The following is a 22455-nucleotide window of genomic DNA, read 5'->3' as shown; positions in this document are numbered from 1 at the left end:
AATGGTTTTGGAGTAGCCACTAACTACCAGTTTGCCATCATATCCATGATCATGGCGAAGTTTTACATTGGTAACAATGCCGATAAACTCGGTATCGTTAAAATTGATGACCACCGATTTGCCAAGCCACTCTTTGGAAGCATCTAAGGTATAGGTTCCTACCGTTTCTATACTATCATAATCTACGATAATCGAAAAAGAATGATGGGCATTAATGGATTGACTAAGAGTTACTTGCTCGAAGTTAAAAAGAGGTTCTCCGTTTATTCTAAGGGTTGTTTTTGGTGCTATCATGGAGTGGTTTTATTTGGATTTAGATATTTTTATTTGGTATATCAGTACGTATCCTATAACAAGGTTTTGAGTGTATATAGTTATATATAAATCTACTTTACTAAATAAACTTATAAGGAAACCTAACCAAGCGACTGCTTGTATATAGAGTAAGAACACTCTATAATGAATCCGTATGACAGCTTATATAAAAAAGAAGAAGTTTTTAAATTGTCATTTCTTCACTTATAAAATTAAGGGTTCTAATGCTTGCTTGTTCATTTCCTATAAATTTTAACAAATAGCTCTGTTTTTTGGGGTAAAATTATGGTTAGCCCGTATTATTACTATGTTTTGGGAGGGGGAAAAACCCCCTTTTGGCTTTTTTGGTTGTTCTTATATTTTTCATAAAAGTTGGTTTTTATGTTGGATTATGTCGTAAAACTTCCATTTATAATACAATAATAGAGCTTAAAAGTTTCATTTTCCGACACCGAGATGTATTTCATAAAAAAAAAGCATAAGTAGGAGTTCTTGGGTACATTTGGTTTCGGGGTTGGGGGTAGTACACAAATTAATTGGGGTCGATTTGATCTAATAACTCTAATAACCGTAAACGACCCGTTACGGGGTTCTTGCTTTTTACTTTATTGACCTCTAAAAAAACATCGATAACAGCCTGCAGATGAATCCCTTTAAAAATATCTTTGAGATTATCTTTGGTATACTCCATTAGTTTTAATTGCCAAGGCGTAATAAAATATAGATACTCGCCACCCAAAAAGTTGGGTAATAAGGTTTTGATTTTATAAACTTTCATATACTGGCAATGGTCATGCAGATAACAATACCCATAGCTATCTACTGCACTGATATTTGTTTTTATAGAGATGTTTTCTATCTGTTTCTTAATCTCTTCGTACTGGATAGGGCTTTTAAAATCCCTAAGCATAGTTTCGATTTTTAGCAGGATATCATATACCTCAATTTTTTCCATACCGTTTACTTGTTTAAACAGGTTTTGGATGATTTGATCTTGGTGTGTTATCATTTTTGGTGGTTCATAAATAGTTATTAATTTATTTAAAGGTTTTTGACTGTTGGTTATTACATTTGCTTTATCCCATCCCCCAACTCTTCCTTATGGGAAGAGGATTTTTTATATTGTTTTGCGAAGTTGTCTGTTATGTGCTTTATCTCTAAAGGCAAAAATTTGGGTTCTATAAATGATTTGCACCTCTTACTTTACTCGGTAGATACTCTATTGGTATAACAAGATTTCATAACATTTTTTTTGTTGTATATATTTTATAAAATCATCATATCTATATAGATATGAAAGGCCTGTACAATTAATTTTAGAAAATCCTGTTATCTTATTTTTAAGTCCTTGATTTGGATTTTATTTTTAAAGTTATTACTTTGACGTACTTAAATTTTAGTAAAAGGATGCAGGAGTAATCAAAAGAGCTAAAACTCTACTGACACAAACTCAACTAACTAAAGTAGCAGATTACTCCTGCGATTCCTTTTACCCCTACCTATTTTGATACTGTGTTTACATTTATTTTTGGTAATATATTGGTATTCATAACTACAATTGGATTAAAACATAGTGCTTGCCCCTCTCTTATATTATCTAATAATAAAGTAGATTTATGGATAGTATTTGCGACATCAAAAGTGGTTTGCCCTTGTTTATGACAATCCTTGATCCAGTTGCGTAACAAAATCGCATAGCCTTTATACTGGTCTATAGAATAGTTAAAATGCCATTGCTCTATATGCAGTAGTTTAAGCACCTTAGCTTCAAAAATCTTACTCTCTTTTTCTGGACTCGATTTTACAATTGTTTTCATATTTCAATGTATTAGGGTTATCGATATATACTTATTTTGGTAATTTTTTCTTTCAAGGATTTTGATAATTGAGATACATTTAAATATTCACTCTTCATCTATATAACTATATGCCATATCTTTAATCATTTCATCAATGGTTTCAATTCTACGATCAGTTATATTACGTTGATATTTTATAAACTTATGTATCGTTCCTTGTGGGAATTGTAATTTAGTTTCAAGCCCTGTGATATTTAAAATTTTTTGATTTTCCATTAGCCAACCTTCCACACGTTCTCTTTTTGTATATTTCTTTTCCTTTTTTTTTCTCATAATATTTTATAAATCTTGATTTGATTGACAAAAATTAGCCAAGTGAATTTTTGAGAAATTAAGTGGGGTGTTTTCTCTAACATTAACACTATTAAACAAAATCATACGCGCAATTTTCTCGTATAAAAAACCTTCTTGATAAAATATATGCGCCTAAAATAAGTATATTTACCTATGTAACAATTCAAATATATGCAATAATTGCGTATATCAAAAATAATTATACAAAAAAAACGCTAAAATCACGTTATTTAGAAACAAATGGATGCTAAGGAGCTAAAAGAGATAAGAAAAAAGTTAGGATTAACACAGGCAGCATTAGCTAATCTTATCGATGTAGGTACAAGAACGGTTCAGGCGTGGGAATATAATGACCAAAAAGTCCCTAAGACTGTTGGCGAATTTTTAAAACATAAACTCACTGAAAATATTTTAGATCAAAAAAACAAATCTGTCATAACAATGGATGTTTCTAATAAGGATAAGTTAACATTAGAAGAAATGGCGATATTTTGTTTAGGGTATCAGGATGAATATGAAAAAATACCAAGCGTCAAGTTATTTATTGATTTTCATCGAAATCAAGCTAAAGCTGAATTATTGGAAAAACACATAATTCTAAATGGAAAAAAAGAAAGTTAAGAGTTGGGCTTTAGTTATCGTATAACAACTTATTTAATTCTTTTTCGCTAAATTGTATTCCAAGTTCTTGAAGTATTAGAATTTTATTTAACTTATTGATCTTATTTTTAATTTTTATATTTTTTTCTAAAAAATATTTTTCAATTTTTGGTAATGGTTTTTCAAATAAGATAATTTCCTGATCAGAAATTGATTCATTTTGATAATGACTTGCTAATAAAAAGAATTGATCTATAGCTTTATCTATACTGATATCATTTTTAAGTAACTTCTTTTTTAAATCTATAATTTCTGCTAATAAATCCCTTTTCATCACACCTCAATTTTATTCCCTTCTAACACTTTTGATTTTAGTATTTCTAAAACATCTTTTGCTTCTGAAATGAATTGTTGATCATTATCCTTTTTCTTGTTAAGTAAAACAATTAATTTTTTAATAAAAAAAACGAGCATGATAAAAATTATACAAAATCCTATTGCAAAAAGATGTCCCATTGCACTTTCTGAATAGTTTGGTCCAAAAATCCAAAGTAATTGAAGAGCATAACAGTATACTGCTATAAGAAAAGAAAATTTTAATGGTTTGAAATACATACCTAAGATCATTAAAATAGGCGTCACACTTTGTGTAAACGCCCATAGAAAGTTACTGAAATTGGAAAATCCATAAGTCAAATTACTTTCAAAATTAAGATAGATCAATAATTTGTCTAAATATAGAAGACCTCCAGACAAAGCGATGAAAATAGTTCCAACAATCCTTGTTCGAAATGATACTTTTTCTTCGGTTAGAATATTAGTTATTCTATTTGTCAGTATCTGCGCTTTGCGTACCAGGTCTTTTGATACCTTTGTCGGCTCCTTTTGTTTCAATTTCATAAATTTCATCATTAGAATCTGGGGTAGCACAATTTGTAAAAATCATCATTGATAAAAATAGAAAAAGAATACTAAATACTGATAAATTAATTTTCATGATATGAATTTTTAGGGTTTGTATAATAATAAAAATAAAGGTTAAATAATTTTTAACTTATTGATTTACAGTTTAAAAATAAATATTTAATACTTAAAAATGAATAATATATTTCAAATATTTTGGATGTACTTTTACTTGTTTTTAAATGAATTTTGCTGTTTTTTAATCCAAATATTCCCCAAAAATTAGGGAAAAAATGCAGATTATTATAAAACCAGTGAAAAGAAATTTAAAATCAATTTATAACACTGAAAATCAAAACCTTATATTTATTATGGCAATACCATAATAAATATTTTTTAATTACGACACCAATAATATTGTTTAGTTACTTGACTTTCTACAACGTTATTGGTTGGTTAAAGTATAAGCAGGGTATCTTTTGCCTAAAAAAAGTAAGGGGCTGAAGATATGCAGAAGAATGTATACAAAAAACACCTCTAGTTTTTCTAAAGTTGAAAAACTAGAGGTGTTTTTGTTCCAAAATCTCACAATTACAGATTTTAGATAAAATCCAGAATAGCCAAATAGATGTGTTGATCCCAAAAGACCTTCTATTTGGTCAAAAAGACGAAAATTTTAATCTCGACAACATAAACTTTAACTCCACAAGTCAAAATTTTAACCTCGGGAGTTAAATTTTTAGGCTCTTTGACTAAAATTTTAACCTTAGGGGTTAAATTTTTTAATGCTGCCTATTAACCGCTTCGTCAAAAAGACGCGCCACTTCGTCTATTGGGTTAAATGGTCTGCATCGTGGGTTAAACGATGTATACAAAATTATTTGCCTGAGAACTCTGCTTTACGTTTTTCTAAAAATGCCGTAGTTCCTTCTTTAAAATCTTCTGTTCCAAAACAATTACCAAATTCTTCAATTTCTGCTTTAAAACCATCTACACCATCTTCATAACCTGCATTTACTGCCTTAATAGCTCCTGCAATCGCTACAGAGGAGTTTTTTATTATTTTAGTTGCTAATTTTTGAGCTAATGGTATTAATTCTTCTTGAGGGGTTATATGGTTTATTAAACCGTATTGTAGTGCTTGATTAGCATCGATCATCCCTGCAGTCATAATCATTTCCATTGCTCTACCTTTACCTACTAATTGTGGTAGACGTTGTGTTCCTCCATATCCCGGGATGACTCCCAAAGAAACTTCTGGCAATCCCATTTTAGCAGTATCACTAGCTATTCTAAAATGTGCTGCCATGGCTAATTCTAATCCTCCACCTAATGCAAAACCATTTATAGCTGCAATAACAGGGGTAGAAAGGTTTGCTACAAAATCAAAAAGTAATTCTTGCCCTTTTGCTGCTAGTTTTGCTCCTTCGGATACAGAAAAATGAGCAAACTCGCTTATATCTGCTCCTGCCACAAATGCTTTTTCTCCGCTTCCGGTAACAATAATAACTTTGGTGTCAGCGTCTAGATCTGCTGCTCTAAAAGCGGCATTTAACTCTTGTATGGTTTCTATATTAAGTGCATTTAATTTTAACGGACGATTAATCGTTATTGTAGTTATTCCGTTGTTTTGGGATGTTATAATATTTGTATACATTTATTTTCTGTCTTTTTTGTTTTTTATCTTTTTTGAGTAATAAATTAAGGGGTTTGATTTATGCTTTTTTTAATCTATTATATGTTTATACTATTAATTTTGCTGTCCCTAACTTGTTAAAAAAAACTCGTTAACAAGTATTAATAATAAGGGTTACTCTTTTGGAAATCTAACCTTAAAAACGGTTCCTTTTCCTTTTTGTGATGTAAAAGTAATACTTCCTTTATAAGTTTGCACAATATTTTTTACCATTCCTAATCCAAGTCCCATTCCACTGGTTTTTGTAGTAAATTTTGGTTCAAAAATTTTCTTTTTATTATCCTCGGATATTCCAATTCCATTATCTGCAACGGTAATGATGACTTCTTCATTTTCTGAAAATACATCGACAATAATTTTTGGGATACGATTTTCAGGAATTGCTTGTATCGCGTTTTTAACCAAATTAGTTACTACTCTTATGAGTTGTGTTCTATCAAATTTAGCAATAACTTCTTCTTTTTCTGATGGAAAAATAATATAATCTTCGTTAAAAATATCTAATGCAAGCCCAACTATTTTAGTTACATCCAGAGTCTCATTTTTTTGTGCAGGCATTTGTGCAAAATTAGAAAATGCCGATGCTATAGAGCTCATTGTATCGATTTGTTGTATCAAAGTATTGCTGTACTCTTGCAGTTTTTGCAAAATATTAGGGTCCTCGACATCAAATTTTCTTTGAAAACTTTGTACCGTTAACCGCATTGGGGTTAAGGGGTTTTTAATCTCATGAGCTACCTGTTTTGCCATCTCTCTCCATGCGGCTTCTCGTTCGCTTTTAGCTAACATTGCAGCACTTTCTTCTAACTCATCAATCATGCTGTTATATGCATTTACCAAAGAGTAAATCTCTTCACTGGCATCTCCTATATCAATTCGTTTATTTCTCTTATCTAACCTTGTTTGGTCTATAGTTTCAGAAATTGTTTTTAAAGATCTGGTTATGTATTTTGATAAAAAATATGCTACTATAATGGCAATCAAGAGCATTAATAAATAGACCTCTCCTAAGCGTCTTAAAAACTCTAATAACTCTCTTGTTATTAAATCATCATCTTCTAAATAAGGTAAATGTAAAATCCCTAAGGGCTTGGATCTAATATCGGTAATATAGGTGTAGGAGGTTAAAAACCGTTCTCCGTTTTTTTCAGATTTTACTAAATATTTTTTATCATAAAGAGAGGCTAACGTATCTAATATCAAATGGTTAAGTTGTATGTCTGTAGTATCTTTAGAAAACACTCCCTCAGACCTAACTAATAACTCTCCCGAAAGACTATATATGTTTATAGTTAACGAGTGTTCTTCTGATATTTGATAGATTCGTTGTCTTTCTCTAAATATTGAAGGAAGGTTTTGTTCGTTTACAGGGTAGGTTGTACTCTTTAAAGCATTGTTTATTGCAATCTGAATTCTTTCTTCTTTTCGTTCTAATCGTTCTCTATGATACTCTTCTGCTTCTTCTTTGTATTGGTAGATAGTTACTGCGGCAATCAATATTGACGCCAAAAGCACTAATGCAGTCATAGAAATAAAAATACGAGTACGAAGAGAAAGTTTTAATAGTCTCATAATTATTTTTGAACCCTAAAGGTAACAAATATCACACCAAAATAGTTGTGAAAAGAAATCTACAAAAGTATTGAATTTACTAAATTTACCTAGCTTTTAGATTATGGACAACACTACGCTACTTTCTGTACAAAATCTTTGTATTTCTTTTTTATCTGAAGGAAAAGAAAACCAAGTTCTTAAAGATATATCCTTTGATATTCATAAAAATGAAATATTAGGAGTGGTCGGAGAATCGGGAAGCGGAAAATCTGTTACTTCTTTGGCTATCTTAGGTCTATTGCCTAATAAGATTGCTAAAATTACTACAGGAAATATTATGTATAATAATTTTTCTTTATCAGAGCTTGATGAAAAAAAATATAGATCGATTCGTGGTAATGAGATTGCCATGATTTTTCAAGAACCTATGAGTTCTTTAAATCCTTCTATGAAATGTGGTGTACAGGTTTCTGAAATTATTTTTAGACATACAACCATGTCTAAACCCGAAGTAAAAAAAGAGGTTATTTCTTTATTTAAAAAAGTAAAACTCCCAGATCCTGATCGTGTATACAAATCTTATCCACACCAGTTAAGTGGCGGACAAAAGCAACGGGTAATGATTGCTATGGCAATCGCTTGCAAGCCAAAACTATTAATTGCAGACGAACCAACAACTGCATTAGATGTTACTGTGCAAAAAGAAATTATCGAACTGCTTAAAGGGCTACAAAAAGAATACGAAATGAGTATTCTTTTTATATCTCATGATTTATCCTTAGTATCTGAAATTGCAGATCAAGTATTAGTAATGTATCAAGGAAAAATGGTAGAATATGGTAGTTCAAAAAAGATATTTAATACTCCCGAAAAAGAATATACTAAAGCATTAATTAATGCTAGACCACCAATGCATATTAGATATAAAAGGCTGCCAATTATAGCTGATTTTTTGGAAGGAAAAAATCAAAATAAAGAGATTGTTACCAAACAAGATAGAGAGCAAAATCATAAAATTTTATATAATACTCCCCCCTTACTAGAGGTCATTAATGTTAAGAAGAGCTACTTTTCTAAAGTAGGGTTATTTAAAAAATCTGAGTTTAAAGCTATTGATGATGTAAGTTTTAAACTTTATGAAGGAGAGACACTAGGATTAGTAGGAGAATCTGGTTGTGGTAAATCAACATTAGGTAATTGTATTTTACAATTAGACAAAGCCAATAGTGGAGAGATCATCTATAAAGGTCAGAACATTACACAATTATCTTCTTCTGAAATACGAAATCTAAGAAAAGAAATTCAATTAATATTTCAGGATCCGTTTGCTTCTCTAAATCCACGATTAACTATTGGAAAAGCAATTATGGAACCCATGCAAGCACACAAATTATATGGCAATGATAAACAAAGAAAACAAAAGGTAATTGAATTGTTAGAACGTGTTAGCCTCTCTCCTGAGCATTTTAATCGTTATCCACATGAATTTAGCGGGGGACAACGACAACGAGTGGGTATTGCCCGAACAATTGCTATACAGCCAAAACTTATTATTTGTGACGAGTCTGTAAGTGCGTTGGATATATCTGTACAAGCACAGGTGTTAAACCTTCTTAATGAGTTAAAGGATAATTTTGGATTTACATATATTTTTATATCCCACGACTTAGCTGTAGTAAAATATATGTCTGATCAATTATTGGTAATGAATAAAGGAAAAATTGAAGAACATGGGGATGCTGATAAGATCTATGAAAACCCAGAAAAAGAATACACAAAAAAACTTATTGCAGCTATTCCGAAAGGAAACTAAAATCAATAAAAAAACCTATTAATCTTATCCGTTAACAGGTTTCATTTATCCCCGACTTAAAACTTAGGGGCGTATATGATTAATTAATAATAAAAAATCACATCATTAAGAATACTTTTTTTGCTACATAAGCACAATTAGAAATCAATTCGATTGTAGGCTTTATTGATCTCTGTAAATTATTCATACGCTTTTTCATAATAGGGGGAACTTGTGTGGGTTAATATTTTTTCTCTAAATCTATAAAAAAACAATTTTTATAGAGGTGTTATTTTTTATTGGGTTACTAATATGCAAAATATTTTTAGTAAAAACGTTTAAACACAAATAAAATAGACGAAATACTCAAAATTTTAACATTTAAATGACAAATATCAGTTTTTCAGGGTTAAAGCAAAGGTTTAAGTCTACAAATATATCTTTTTAACCGTAGTCTTTTTCCTTCAAAACAAGATAATACTGTCGTGATTTTTAATAAACGTTGCTTTTGTTTATTTATTATCTGTAGAGTATTAATTATTATTCGTTGACATATTCATAGAATTAGAGAAAAAATCAATCCAATATCATTTCAGGTATATCTCCTTCAATTATAAGATTTCCTTCGGTTGCATTTTTAATCTCCTCTACACTTACTCCAGGAGCTCTTTCGATAAGTTTAAAACCTTCGTCTGTTACTTCTAAAAAAGCCAAATTAGTAACCACCTTTTTCACACAACCCACTCCTGTAAGCGGAAGCGAACATTTTTTTAACAACTTGGATTCTCCTGCTTTATTAGTATGCATCATTGCTACAATAATATTTTCGGCACTAGCAACAAGATCCATCGCTCCCCCCATTCCTTTAACCATTTTTCCCGGAATTTTCCAATTGGCTATATCCCCCTTTTCAGACACCTCCATTGCTCCTAAAATTGTTAAATCAACATGTTGACCTCGAATCATACCAAAACTCATTGCCGAATCAAAAAACGATGCTCCTGGCATTGTTGTAATGGTTTGCTTACCTGCATTTATAATATCTGCATCTTCTTCTCCTTCAAAAGGAAATGGGCCCATACCTAAAACTCCATTTTCACTTTGAAATTCTACTTCAATACCTTGCGGAATATAATTTGCTACCAAAGTAGGGATACCAATCCCTAAATTAACAAAGTATCCGTTTTGTAGTTCTTTAGCAATACGTTTTGCTATTCCATTTTTATCTAGCATAATTTTATCCCCCTTCTAATCTTAAATGAGTTAAAATGATTGGTTAATTTTTGTTTTTCTAAATCTGTGTAAGAATACTGTTCTTGTTTTACTATATAGATTTTAAAGAAAAACAACCACAACTGTCTTTATTATTACTGCAATCGTTATTTTTTTTATTCTCTAGAAACTACCCCTAATCTAAGTTAGGTTGGGGTGTCATTCTTAAATAGGGTTTAATTTCTTTATGCCCTTTAGGAAATAGATTTGGGATCTCCTCATTAGTTACTGAAGGAGCAATTACACAATCTTCTCCTTGGTTCCAGTTTGCGGGAGTGGCTACCTTATGATATGCTGTTAACTGAAGTGAATCAATCACTCGCAATAATTCATCAAAATTTCTTCCTGTAGATGCTGGATATGTTATTGTAAGTTTTATTTTTTTGTCTGGTCCAATTATAAAAACAGAACGTACCGTTAATTTACTATCTGCATTGGGATGAATCATATCATATAATTCGGATACTTTTTTATTTTCATCAGCAATTATAGGAAAGTTAACTGTTGTGTTTTGAGTTTCATTAATATCTTTAATCCATCCATGATGAGACTCTAATCCATCTACACTTAGAGCTGCAACTTTTACATTACGTTTATCAAACTCATTTGTATATTTTGCTACTGTTCCTAACTCTGTAGTACATACAGGTGTGTAATCTGCTGGATGTGAAAACAAAATTCCCCAATTATCTCCTAACCAGTTATGAAAATTTATTTCTCCCTCTGTAGTTTGTGCTATAAAGTTTGGAGCTTCGTCTCCTAATCGTAATATTGCCATGATTTTTGTATGTTTTATGTTTTAAAAAAAGATATGTTATTGTTTTTTACGAACTGTTCTTTGCTCGATTCTTTTTTCGTAGTTTTTTCCTTGAAAAATTCTTTGTACAAATATTCCAGGGACATGTACATGATCTGGGTTTAGTGTGCCTGCCGGAACTAGCTCTTCGACTTCTGCTACAGTTATTTTTGCTGCTCCACACATACAAGGGTTAAAATTTCTAGCGGTTCCTTTAAAGATTAAATTTCCAGCTTCATCTCCTTTCCAAGCTTTTACAAATGCAAAATCTGCTTTAAATGCATGTTCTAACACATACATCTTACCATCAAATTCTCTGGTTTCTTTTCCTTCAGCTACTTCGGTGCCATAACCAGCAGGGGTATAAATTGCAGGAAATCCACCTTGGGCAGCTCTACATCTTTCTGCTAATGTTCCTTGTGGGATTAACTCAACATCTAACTCTCCGCTAAGCATTTGTCTTTCAAATTCGTCGTTTTCTCCAACATAAGAAGAAATCATCTTTTTGATTTGTTTTTTTTGAAGAAGAAGACCTAATCCAAAATTATCGACTCCTGCATTATTAGAAATACAAGTAAGTCCTTTAACATTAGATTTTACAAGTTCTGCGATAGCATTTTCAGGAATACCACATAGCCCAAACCCCCCAAGCATAAAGGTCATATTATCTTTAATATCAACCAAAGCCTCGGTAACACCAGATACCGTTTTACGAATCATATTACACTATTTTTTTTGTAGACTAAAAGTAGTAAAAAATAGCGCTATATACTTTGAAAAGCGCGAGTTTTATGAATAATTTAATGGATAGACACTTATCTAATCAATACCCTCGGAGCAAGCTCACGAGGTATGCTTTCGTAAATATATTTTTATTTTCGAGGTAAGCCTCGGAGAATTAAACTCCACAATGTGGATTAAAGACTAAATTCATCTATATTTTCTTCTTGACGATTATTTTGTTTAAATACTTTGCAATCTACTTCGATAGTTAAGTTTTCTGGTCTAGGAAATGCCCCTGTAGAAATATCCAGTGTTTTATCTGCATAGCATTTTTTCATAAACAATCCCCAAACTGGTAATGCCATTGTAGCTCCTTGACCAAACCTAACCCCTTTAAAATGTGTTGCTCTATCATCTCCTCCTACCCATACTCCTGTACAAAGGTTAGGGACAATACCCATAAACCAACCGTCACTTTGATTTTGAGTTGTTCCTGTTTTACCTGCTATAGGGTTTCTAAACTCGTATGGATGCCCTGTGATTACATTTTTATAATCATATCTTGAAGAAGCTCCTGAACGCAAGCGTGCTCCTGAGCCTAATTGAGTAACCCCCTCCATCAAATTAATAGTTACATAAGCCGCTTCTTTACTAAGAACGTCTTTTGTTTCTGGCACAAATTGATATAAAACTGCGCCATTTTTATCCTCGATACTTGTAATTGTTACGGGTTTGGTGTAAATCCCTTGGTTAGCAAAAGTACTATAGGCTCCTACCATTTCTGATAACTTTAAATCCACAGATCCCAATGCTATAGATGCCACCTCAAGTACATCTGATTCTACTCCCATTTTTTTTGCTAAACGAACAATAGGTTCTGGTCCTATTCTATCTAATAATCTTGCAGAAATCGTATTCACAGATTTTGCTAGTGCTTCTTTAAGACTCATATACCCCACATAATCTCCATCGCTATTTTTTGGTGTCCAATCTGTATCAATTACACCATGAGAACCTGCAGAAATAGTTATTTGTGACACTGGCAATGTATCGCATGGAGATAGCTTAAGTTGATCTATTGCGGTTGCATAGACAAAAGGCTTAAAAGTTGATCCTACTTGGCGAGCTCCTTGATATACATGGTCATATTGAAAATGTTTGTAATTAATTCCTCCTACCCATGCTTTTACATGCCCTGTTTGGGGCTCTACAGACATTAATCCTGAGCGTAAAAACTTTTTATAATATAGTATAGAATCTTTGGGAGTCATGATAGTATCAATTTCTCCTTTCCAACTAAATATGCTCATTTTGGTTTTTACATCAAAAGATTTTCTTATCTCCTTTTCACTTTTACCTTGGCTAAGCATGATTTTTCTTCTGGCAGAAGATCTAATACTTCTATCTAATATTTTTTCAACCTCAGCGTTTGTTAAGTCTCTAAAAGGTGTGGTTTTATTGTCTTCTTCTTGCTTATCAAATTCTTTTTGAAGATTTGCCATGTGCTCTTCGACTGCCTCTTCTGCATATTTTTGCATTCTAGAGTCTATAGTTACATTAATTTTCAACCCATCTCTATAAATATCAAAATACTCTGCTTCGCCTTCTTCATTTTTTTGCTTAGGATTATTTTTTACCCAACTAGACATCCAACTTCTAACATATTCTCTAAAATATGTTGCTGTTCCATCATTATGGCCTTCTGGAGAATAATCTAATTGAAGAGGCAAGCCTTTTAAACTATCTCTCTCTTTTTCTGTAATGTACTTATATTTTTCCATCTGGTTAAGAACAACATCTCTTCTGGTCTTTACCATATCTGGTCTTCGTAAGGGATTAAATAGCGATGAATTTTTTAGCATCCCTACTAGTACCGCTGCTTCTTCTTTATTAAGGTCTTTAGGGTTTTTTCCGAAATAAATTCTAGATGCAGAACTTATCCCAATTGCTTGATTTAAGAAATCATATTTATTAAGATACATTGTTATGATTTCCTTTTTGGTATATTGTCTTTCGAGACGTGTAGCAATTACCCATTCTTGGATTTTTTGCAGATATCTTTCTATCTTATTTTTTGACCCTCCTGTAAATAATTGTTTTGCTAACTGTTGTGATATGGTACTGGCTCCTCCTTTTGTTCCTAAAAAAACAAATGCTCTTAAGGTTCCTCTTGCATCAATACCTGAGTGTTCGTAAAACCTAGCATCTTCTGTCGCGACTAATGCATTTATAAGATGTTCTGGTAACTCCTCATAACTAACTGGAGTACGATTTTCTTTAAAAAAAGTTCCTATTTGTACTCCATCTGAGGAAATAATTTGGGTAGCAAGGTCATTTTGTGGGTTCTCTAACTCTTCAAATTTTGGCATTTCGCCAAAAACCCCCCAACTAGCTAAAAGAAATAGCATTGCTATTAAAAAAATTCCTGTTGCAAATAGCATCCAGAATCCTTTTATAAATTTTAAAGTATTATTATTATTAGCAGGAGCTTTTGCTCTTTTTTTTGTTGTTTTGGGTTTTGCCTTTGCCATATTTTAGCTGTTTAATTCTAATTGTTCTTGGTTCGCAGAAATTTACTAATCCTCTTTTTGGTATTCTTTAGTACATTAAAGACTACTTGTTTTTTAAGGGTTTTGTGTATTTTCTATTCTGAATCCAACATCTGTAATTCCTTCTAACGACGATACGCCATCTACCTCTCCGTTCTTTCTCATAGCGTGCTGCAAAGTTATTATATAATTTCCTTTTTCTTCGAATTTTACTTTTTCTTTATACCACAATTTATTTTCTTTAAGATCGGAAAATCCTGTGCCCAGCCATTGCCCATCGGGAGTAGCAAAACGATACTCTAATGTATCTGTTACCACCTTACCATTAGGGAATTGCATTTTGCTGATTAAAAACAAGTTACTGTATTTGTAATCGTTAGTATTGCGTATATTGATAAACAAATTATAGGTCTTTGTTGTATCTAATTCTGGAAGTGTAAAACTTATTTTTTCGTTCATTCCCCACGCATCAGAAACATTTTGATAGTCATCAAAAACCTGTTTATCATCGCATGAAGTTAAAGTTATTACAATAAAGAGTATTAAAAAAAACTTAAGTTTTGTCATTATTTCTGTTACGAGACCTACGTTTCTTATTACGCTGATTATTTGATTTTTTGTTTTCAGAATCTCCACTTTTTGGTTTATTTGAAACTACTACTCTCTTTTCTGAAGTCTTACTTTTTGGTTTATTTGAAACTGCTACCCTCTTTTCTGAAGTTCTACTTTTAGATTTGTTCGATACTATGGTTTCTTTTCCTGAAACTCTACTGTTCTTACTTTTCTTTCTGTTACGACTTCTTCTTTTGTTATGCTTAGGTTGATCAAATCGTGTTAAACTATCTTGCCCTACAACGTTTTCAAATTCTGTTTTAGTATCCTCAATAAGTTCTAAAGCAAATTCCTCTAAACTGGGTACTTTTTCATTATTACCATTTATAGCAATTATTTCATTGGCATCTTCTACAGAGATTTTATGCCAATTCATCCATTCTCCTTCATATGCATACCAGAGTAATCCTTTAAAAATATCAATTTTTTGAAATACCGCTATTCCTTTTTCTGTTTTGAGTTTTACATCTGTTTTAGGAAAGGTACTTAGTGCATCTATATAAGCATCTAGTTCATAATTAAGACAGCATTTTAATTTACCACATTGACCTGCTAGTTTTTGTGGATTTAAAGACAACTGTTGATATCTTGCTGCACTTGTGTTTACCGATCTAAAATCGGTAAGCCATGTAGAGCAACACAATTCTCTTCCACAAGAGCCAATACCTCCTAGCCTGGCAGCTTCTTGCCTAAAGCCCACTTGTCTCATTTCGATTCTTGTACTAAACTCGTGTGCAAACTCTTTTATCAATTGCCTAAAATCTACACGCTCTTCTGCTGTATAATAAAAAGTAGCTTTTGATCCATCTCCCTGAAACTCAATATCAGAAATTTTCATTTGTAGATTTAATCTTATTGCAATCTCTCTTGCCCGCACCTTCATACTATCTTCTTGATCACGAGAGTTTTGCCATATATCTATATCTTTTTGAGTTGCTTTTCTGTAGATTTTTTTTACTTCTTCGTTATCAACTTCTACCTTCTTTTTTTTCATTTGAATTCGAACCAACTCACCAGTAAGAGTAACAATACCTACATCGTGACCAGGAGAGCATTCTGTAGCTACAACATCTCCTATTGCCAAAGAAAGATTTTCTGTATTTTTAAAGAAGTGCTTCCTTCCGTTCTTGAATCGTATTTCAACACAAGAAAAAGGTTCTGCCCCACTAGGAAGGGACATATTGGATAACCAATCAAAAACTGTTAATTTATTACATCCATCGGTACCACAGGTACCATTATTTTTACAGCCTTTCGGTTGCCCGTCTTTTGCGGAGGAACAACTGTTACACCCCATATTTTCTATTTATATTGAAATTTGTTTGCGGTTTTTTTTACACCACAACAAATTGGATTCTTACTATAATTAGTAACAATATTTGTTATCTAATATCTTAATCGTTAAAGATACTATGAAATGAGGATAAAAAAAATTATCTACTCTAGTATCTTTGGCTTTCTCATTTTACTTCTTATATTTCAACGCTTCGGATCGCCCTTTTTTAAATATTTTATTGCTATTTCCTTTTCCTTTGCGTAATGCTTTTTGTTCTTCATCAGGTAGCCTGTTTATTTCCATGCACTCTGTCGAGCAACATCTCTCTAAAGCTTTTGCACATTCTTCGCATTGAATAAACAACAAATGGCAAGCTTCATTTTCGCAGTTAACATGTGTATCACAAGGTTTCCCACATTGATGACAACTAGAAATTACATCCTCTGTTATCCGTTCTGCTCGTCTGTGATCAAAAACAAAATTTTTACCTAAAAATTTATTTTCTAAACCCTGTGTTTCAACCTGTCTTGCATACTCTATAATACCACCTTCTAACTGAAATACATTTTTAAACCCTTTATGTTTGTAGTATGCACTTGCTTTCTCACATCGTATCCCACCAGTACAATACATTACTAATTTTTTGTCTTCTTTATGATCCTTAAGATCTTCTTCTATAATATCTAAAGAATCTCTAAAAGTATCTACATCTGGTGTAACTGCTCCTTTAAAATGACCTATCTCACTTTCATAATGATTACGCATATCCACCAATACAGTATTTGGGTCTTCTATAAGCTTATTAAATTTTTGAGCATCAACATGCACTCCTTTATTAGTAACATCAAACGTTGTATCGTTTAAACCATCAGCAACAATTTTATTACGAATTTTTACTTTTAGCTTTAAAAAGGATTTTGCATCTTGTTCTCTAGCTATATTAAGACGAACATTCTCTAAGAAAGAAATACTATCTAGATGTTTTTTAAATTCTTCAAAATTTGGTGCTGGAACAGATAATTGAGCATTTATACCTTCTTTGGCAACATAAATTCGACCTAGAACTTCAAGCGTATCCCAATGTATAAAAAGATGGTTTCTAAAAATTTGTATATTACCAATATGTGCGTATTTGTAGAAAGATAGCGTGAGCCGATCGGTACCAGCTTCATCAATAAGAATTGCTCTTTCCTTTGCGCTTAATTTATTGTACAGTTGCATGCTATACCCTTGCTTTAAGTTAAAAAGAAATTATTTAATCGGTGTAAAAATACAAATAGCATACATATATTCAAAAATGTAATCAAAATAAAAAAATCTAATCTCTCTGCATTTCAATTATAGAGAGTAATAATTGTACAACTATCATGGTTATGTAAAAAGATTCTTTTAAGAAACTTCCTCTTTCTGAAACTTTTTAATACATATTACTTTTTGTACTATAGTATGTTATACCTCAAAAAGATTGTGCCATATGCTACTGTATTAATCTATAAAGTATAAAACAAAGCATTGCTTGGCAAAAAGTAAAACACCATATATCTGGTATAAAACATAAGTCTGGCAAAAACAACCCTATTTTGTTGTTGATAATGATTTTAGAATCCCTATCTCAACTACAAAAAGAAATAGTATTTTAGCCAAAAGTTAATATCAATGTCAAATCCCGATATATTTGAACAACAAATGAGTACAGAGAAAGACGCAAAATTAAAAGCATTAAAACTTACCTTAGATAAATTAGACAAAGCTTACGGAAAAGGAACAGTAATGAAAATGGGAGATAGTGCTGTCCAGGAAGTAGATGTAATTTCTACCGGATCCTTAGGTTTGGATTTAGCACTAGGAGTTGGTGGCTATCCAAGAGGTAGAGTAATTGAGATATATGGACCTGAATCTTCTGGTAAAACAACACTAACTTTACATGCAATTGCACAAGCTCAAAAAGGAGGTGGTATTGCTGCATTTATTGATGCAGAACACGCTTTTGATCGTTTCTATGCAGAAAAACTAGGTGTAGATATCGAAAATTTGATCATATCTCAACCAGATAACGGTGAGCAAGCTTTAGAAATTGCTGATAATCTAATAAGATCTGGTGCTATTGATATTATTGTTATTGACTCTGTTGCTGCATTAACTCCTAAAAGTGAGATCGAAGGAGAAATGGGAGATTCTAAAATGGGGCTACATGCAAGGTTAATGTCTCAGGCACTTCGAAAATTAACCAGTTCTATTAGTAAAACTAATTGTACTGTGATCTTCATCAACCAACTTCGTGAAAAAATTGGTGTAATGTTTGGTAACCCAGAAACTACTACTGGTGGTAATGCACTAAAGTTTTACGCTTCGGTACGGTTAGATATTCGCCGTTCTACACAAATTAAAGATAGTAACAGTGAGGTACAAGGAAATAAAACCAGAGTAAAAGTGGTTAAAAACAAAGTAGCTCCACCTTTTAGAACTGCAGAATTTGATATTATGTATGGCGAAGGTATTTCTAAAAATGGCGAAATAATTGACATTGGTGTAGATTATGAAATTATAAAGAAAAGTGGTTCTTGGTTTAGTTACCAAGACACAAAGCTTGGCCAAGGTCGTGATGCTGTAAAAACATTACTTAATGATAACCCAGAGCTTATGGAAGAGCTTGAAGGGAAAATTAAGGAGGCTATAAAAATTGCAAAAGAATAAACTTTTCTCCCTAAACAAGAAGAATAAAAAAAACCCCGAATTTTCGGGGTTTTTTTATTCTTTAAAAGCAACCTTATTCAAATTAAAACATCTATACGATTAGAGGAGTTATCCGATTAAAAAAAAACAGCATGAGAAGAATAAAAATAGTTTTTATATTTTTTTTGGTTACTATATTTATTGGGTGTTCTAATGATGATGATGGCACTAGATTTTTTTATGAATTAGTTTCTGTTCATGAGGTAACATTACCGGATCAATTTAATCGAGGAGAAACATACACAATTTCCGTATCTTACTACAGACCAACAGACTGTCATTCTTTTTCTGGTTTTGATTATAATAGATTAGGAAATGAACGAACAGTATCTATTGTTAACCTTGTAATAGATGAATATAATTGTAAAGAACTAGAGGAAAAAGATCTGATTGAAGCGTCTTTTGATTTTTTTGTAGGTCAAGAAGATTCTTATGTATTTAGATTTTGGCAAGGACGAAATGAAAATGGGGATAATCAGTTTTTAATTATAGAAGTACCGGTATTATAAATTTATATGATCCTTCAAAAAAAATAATCGGTGAGCTTAGAGCAACTCATAAAAAAATGTAAGAAAAAAAACCCTCAGGCGCAAGAGCAATTGTATAGGTTATTTAGTAGCAAATTATTTTCTGTTTGTTTAAAATATTCTAATGATTATTCAAGTGCTGAAGATACTTTACAAGATGCTTTTATTACCATTTTTGATAAAATAAATCAATACAAAAACCAAGGTTCTTTTGAAGGCTGGATAAAACGAATAACTATTAATACCGCACTACAAAAGTATAGAAAACAAAAAGTTTTTGATATTATTAATGAAGAACAGATTGAAGAACCAGAAGTAGAGGTTAATGAAGAAGAAATCTCATTAGATTATCTTTTGAAAATCATTCAACAACTACCAGACCGGTATCGATTAGTTTTTAATCTTTATGTATTAGATGGTTATTCTCACAAAGAAGTTGCTGGAATGTTAGATATATCTATCGGAACTTCTAAATCAAATTTGGCAAGAGCTAGAAATATTTTAAAAGAAAAATTAGAACACAACCAAGAACCATATGTTCAGTCAATCGAAGGACAGAGATGAATGACAAAAAAAATATAGACCGGCTATTCCAAGAAAAATTCAAGGATTTTGAAATAAGTCCCAATGAAATCGTCTGGGAAAAAATAAAAGCTAGTCAAAAAAAAGAGAAAAAAAGAGTATTCTTATTGCCTTTTTGGTATAGAGCAGCTGGAATTGCAGCTTTAATAGTAATTATATTTAGTTTAGGTAATTCACTAAACAATATTCCAAAACAAAATACTATTGTAATTAATACAGATACCCAAAAAATACCCGAGCAGCAGACCCAAAATAACGACCGTAAAACTCCTGTTAAAAAAACTATTACCAATATCACAGTAGCTTCTGAAGAAAAAGAAGTAAAAAACTTTGATAAAAAGCCTGAAAAAAATAATTTCGATAATAAAAAATCTACTCAAAATCTACCCCTTGGTTCTTCTAATCCAATAAAAAATAAGGTTAATTCTACTAACAAAAATAAAATAGCAGAACACAAAACTACAACAGAAACAAACACTACTCTGTCCAAACAGAAAACAACAAAAAATCCTATTGTAGTAAACTACCCAAATCAAGAAATAATATCCGAAAAAGAAAAGTATCCTGTTTTTGTAGAACCTGATGAGAAAAACAATACACTTTCTACAAAAAATATAGTAACTAATAACAAAAGCATCTCAGAACCAAAAGAAAGTACTCCTGCAGAAGAAAACTTTAACAACCAAGATAATAAAAAATCTATATTTGATGTAATAAATAAAGAATCAGAAGAGGAAATTGCTACAAAAAATTCTTCTATCAAAAAATGGAACATCTCACCTAATATAGCTCCGGTATATTATAATTCTATTGGTAATGGATCGCCTATTGATTCGCAATTTGCTGATAATAATAAAGAAGGAGAGGTAAATATGAGTTATGGGATACAGGTTTCTTATATAATTAATAAAAAACTTAGTGTACGCTCTGGAGTTAATAAGCTAGATTTAAGCTATAATACCACAGATATAGGTTTTGTTCCTTCGGCAATTGGTCAAAATTTACAAAGTGTAAATTACAATTCTAGTACTACAGCTATTTTTATTGCAGATTTAGGGAATAATCCTAGAAACATTTCTGAATCTTTAGACATTAATAGAAACGCAGTAGATCAAACACAAAATATTGGATTTCTTAATCAAAGTATTGCATATATAGAAGTTCCTATGGAAATGAAATACGCCTTAGTAGATAAAAAAATTGGGGTAAATATGATTGGGGGGATTAGCACGTTGTTTTTACAAAAAAATAAAATATCTATAGAGGCAGGGGATTTTGAAACTCCTATAGGAGAAGCAAACAATCTTAATGAAGTAAGTTTTAGCGGTAATATCGGCTTAGGTGTAGATTATAAATTATCAGAACATCTAGAGGTTAATCTAGAACCCATTTTTAAGTATCAATTAAATGCATTTAATGAAACTGCAAATAATTTTAAACCCTATTATTTTGGGGTATATACAGGTGTAAATATTAAATTTTGAAAATATAAACTTTTTAGTTGGTTAGGTAGTTATTGCTACTTTAATTAGTAAGCAATGATGAGCAAAGCCGTTTCTGGGGAGAAACGGCTTTAATTTTTTATTTTTCAAGATCTTTCTTCAGGATTTTAAAAATAGTATCCCATGTCTTTTCTTTCAATTCTTTTTTATTTTCTTGTGTTAATCCTTTGGTTGAAATTTCTTTAAGAACATGAGCTCTCATAATTCCAGGAGTGCCACTAAAAAAAGTATATGAAAACCTCTTTTTATTATCTAGAAACACTAGAGGTAATATTGGTATTTGATGATCTACAGCTAATCTAAAAGCACCATCTTTAAAAATATCCAAGATTATAGACTCATCATCAGGAACACCTCCTTCTGGAAAAATACAAATACTAGTACCATTATTTAATCTGGCTTGTGCACGATCAAAGACTTCTTTTCTACTACGTTGGCTATTACGATCTACTAAAATACAGGTTCGTTTATAGAAAAAACCAAATATTGGAATTTTTGCCAATTCTTTTTTACCTACAAATACAAAAGGGTTTTTAACACAATATAGCATTAGCATTATATCCGTCATAGAAGTATGATTGGCCACAATCATATAGCTTTTAGATCGGTCTGGCTTAGCTTCTTTAGTAACTCTTGGCAAAAAACCAGATCCATACAAAACAATTTTAGCCCAAAATCTAGCCACTACAAAAAACTGTGGATACCAAATTTCTCTAGAAGAAAACACTAATAGTACCGGAAACATTATAACTATAGGAAGCCCCATAAGAATATAGAACCAAATACGCCATAATAAGATTAGTATATTTTTAAGTACGTGCATATCTCCAAAAATACACAATTGGTTTGAGGTATGTGAACAAAAAAATT

22 protein-coding genes and 1 pseudogene are annotated in these 22455 nt (G+C 31.5%); 6 read left to right on the top strand and 17 right to left on the bottom strand.

Annotated features, from left to right (window positions below):
* The 4 genes and pseudogenes from H527_RS0114195 to H527_RS0114180 all read right to left on the bottom strand — a co-directional run.
* Positions 1 to 294: pseudogene (locus H527_RS0114195) on the bottom strand (type VI secretion system Vgr family protein); the annotation flags it as partial.
* Positions 295 to 847: 553 nt separating this feature from the next.
* Entirely contained in the window at positions 848 to 1324 is a 477-nt protein-coding gene (locus tag H527_RS0114190) for a hypothetical protein (protein WP_027413325.1), read from the bottom strand.
* Between the two features lie 490 nt (positions 1325 to 1814).
* The gene (locus H527_RS0114185; RefSeq protein ID WP_027413324.1) at positions 1815 to 2132 is read right to left on the bottom strand and encodes a hypothetical protein; all 318 of its coding nucleotides are present in this window, start codon (positions 2130 to 2132) and stop codon (positions 1815 to 1817) included.
* 87 nt (positions 2133 to 2219) lie between these two features.
* Positions 2220 to 2447 carry a hypothetical protein gene (locus H527_RS0114180; RefSeq protein ID WP_027413323.1) on the bottom strand — a complete coding sequence of 76 codons (228 nt, stop codon included), beginning with the start codon at positions 2445 to 2447 and terminating at the stop codon, positions 2220 to 2222.
* Positions 2448 to 2708: 261 nt separating this feature from the next.
* On the opposite strand from H527_RS0114180, the gene H527_RS22180 reads away from it, so the two are divergent.
* Positions 2709 to 3089: a helix-turn-helix domain-containing protein gene (locus tag H527_RS22180; RefSeq protein ID WP_035088233.1), complete on the top strand. Its 381-nt coding sequence runs from the start codon at positions 2709 to 2711 to the stop codon at positions 3087 to 3089.
* Positions 3090 to 3099: 10 nt separating this feature from the next.
* Here the strand turns inward: H527_RS22180 and H527_RS0114170 are convergent, their stop codons facing one another.
* The 5 genes from H527_RS0114170 to H527_RS0114155 form a co-directional block, all read right to left on the bottom strand.
* Positions 3100 to 3402, bottom strand: coding sequence for a hypothetical protein (locus H527_RS0114170; protein WP_027413322.1), 303 nt, complete (start codon positions 3400 to 3402; stop codon positions 3100 to 3102).
* Positions 3402 to 3710 carry a hypothetical protein gene (locus H527_RS24010; protein WP_155837905.1) on the bottom strand — a complete coding sequence of 103 codons (309 nt, stop codon included), beginning with the start codon at positions 3708 to 3710 and terminating at the stop codon, positions 3402 to 3404. The genes H527_RS0114170 and H527_RS24010 overlap by 1 nt, the downstream gene beginning before the upstream one ends.
* A gap of 184 nt (positions 3711 to 3894) precedes the next feature.
* Positions 3895 to 4065: a hypothetical protein gene (locus H527_RS24005; protein WP_155837904.1), complete on the bottom strand. Its 171-nt coding sequence runs from the start codon at positions 4063 to 4065 to the stop codon at positions 3895 to 3897.
* Positions 4066 to 4848: 783 nt separating this feature from the next.
* Entirely contained in the window at positions 4849 to 5628 is a 780-nt protein-coding gene (locus H527_RS0114160; RefSeq protein ID WP_027413320.1) for an enoyl-CoA hydratase/isomerase family protein, read from the bottom strand.
* 153 nt (positions 5629 to 5781) lie between these two features.
* A complete protein-coding gene (locus H527_RS0114155; protein WP_027413319.1) occupies positions 5782 to 7239 on the bottom strand; it encodes a sensor histidine kinase in 1458 nt (485 codons plus the stop codon).
* 103 nt (positions 7240 to 7342) lie between these two features.
* Here H527_RS0114155 and H527_RS0114150 point away from each other — a divergent pair, with 103 nt between their 5' ends.
* On the top strand, positions 7343 to 9034 hold the full coding sequence (locus tag H527_RS0114150) for an ABC transporter ATP-binding protein (protein WP_027413318.1): 1692 nt from the start codon (positions 7343 to 7345) through the stop codon (positions 9032 to 9034).
* Positions 9035 to 9589: 555 nt separating this feature from the next.
* Here the strand turns inward: H527_RS0114150 and H527_RS0114145 are convergent.
* From H527_RS0114145 to trhO, 7 genes are all read right to left on the bottom strand, one after another.
* Entirely contained in the window at positions 9590 to 10246 is a 657-nt protein-coding gene (locus H527_RS0114145) for a CoA transferase subunit B (protein ID WP_027413317.1), read from the bottom strand.
* 175 nt (positions 10247 to 10421) lie between these two features.
* Positions 10422 to 11063: a peroxiredoxin gene (locus H527_RS0114140; RefSeq protein WP_027413316.1), complete on the bottom strand. Its 642-nt coding sequence runs from the start codon at positions 11061 to 11063 to the stop codon at positions 10422 to 10424.
* 36 nt (positions 11064 to 11099) lie between these two features.
* On the bottom strand, positions 11100 to 11801 hold the full coding sequence (locus H527_RS0114135; protein WP_027413315.1) for a CoA transferase subunit A: 702 nt from the start codon (positions 11799 to 11801) through the stop codon (positions 11100 to 11102).
* Positions 11802 to 11998: 197 nt separating this feature from the next.
* On the bottom strand, positions 11999 to 14335 hold the full coding sequence (locus H527_RS0114130; RefSeq protein WP_027413314.1) for a penicillin-binding protein 1A: 2337 nt from the start codon (positions 14333 to 14335) through the stop codon (positions 11999 to 12001).
* Positions 14336 to 14428: 93 nt separating this feature from the next.
* On the bottom strand, positions 14429 to 14920 hold the full coding sequence (locus tag H527_RS0114125) for a gliding motility lipoprotein GldH (RefSeq protein WP_027413313.1): 492 nt from the start codon (positions 14918 to 14920) through the stop codon (positions 14429 to 14431).
* The gene (locus H527_RS0114120) at positions 14907 to 16262 is read right to left on the bottom strand and encodes a PSP1 domain-containing protein (RefSeq protein ID WP_027413312.1); all 1356 of its coding nucleotides are present in this window, start codon (positions 16260 to 16262) and stop codon (positions 14907 to 14909) included. The genes H527_RS0114125 and H527_RS0114120 overlap by 14 nt, the downstream gene beginning before the upstream one ends.
* A gap of 168 nt (positions 16263 to 16430) precedes the next feature.
* Positions 16431 to 17462: an oxygen-dependent tRNA uridine(34) hydroxylase TrhO gene (gene trhO, locus H527_RS0114115; RefSeq protein ID WP_027413311.1), complete on the bottom strand. Its 1032-nt coding sequence runs from the start codon at positions 17460 to 17462 to the stop codon at positions 16431 to 16433.
* A gap of 465 nt (positions 17463 to 17927) precedes the next feature.
* On the opposite strand from trhO, the gene recA reads away from it, so the two are divergent.
* The 4 genes from recA (at position 17928) to H527_RS0114095 (ending at position 21567) form a co-directional block, all read left to right on the top strand.
* Entirely contained in the window at positions 17928 to 18935 is a 1008-nt protein-coding gene (gene recA / locus H527_RS0114110) for a recombinase RecA (protein WP_027413310.1), read from the top strand.
* A gap of 131 nt (positions 18936 to 19066) precedes the next feature.
* Positions 19067 to 19483 (top strand): hypothetical protein, encoded by a 417-nt coding sequence (locus H527_RS0114105; protein WP_051316772.1) that lies wholly within the window; start codon positions 19067 to 19069, stop codon positions 19481 to 19483.
* A 30-nt stretch (positions 19484 to 19513) separates the two neighbouring features.
* The gene (locus H527_RS0114100) at positions 19514 to 20065 is read left to right on the top strand and encodes an RNA polymerase sigma factor (protein ID WP_027413308.1); all 552 of its coding nucleotides are present in this window, start codon (positions 19514 to 19516) and stop codon (positions 20063 to 20065) included.
* On the top strand, positions 20062 to 21567 hold the full coding sequence (locus tag H527_RS0114095; RefSeq protein WP_027413307.1) for a porin family protein: 1506 nt from the start codon (positions 20062 to 20064) through the stop codon (positions 21565 to 21567). The genes H527_RS0114100 and H527_RS0114095 overlap by 4 nt, the downstream gene beginning before the upstream one ends.
* Positions 21568 to 21664: 97 nt before the next feature.
* On the opposite strand, the gene H527_RS0114090 is transcribed toward H527_RS0114095, so the two are convergent.
* Positions 21665 to 22408 (bottom strand): lysophospholipid acyltransferase family protein, encoded by a 744-nt coding sequence (locus H527_RS0114090; RefSeq protein WP_027413306.1) that lies wholly within the window; start codon positions 22406 to 22408, stop codon positions 21665 to 21667.
* Between the last annotated feature and the right edge of the window lie 47 nt (positions 22409 to 22455).

Origin of the sequence: Aquimarina muelleri DSM 19832, from assembly GCF_000430665.1 — a bacterium.
GTDB classification, from domain to species: Bacteria; Bacteroidota; Bacteroidia; order Flavobacteriales; family Flavobacteriaceae; genus Aquimarina; species Aquimarina muelleri.
Note: the sequence above shows the minus strand (reverse complement) of the source record. Positions and strands in the feature narration are given on the sequence as shown.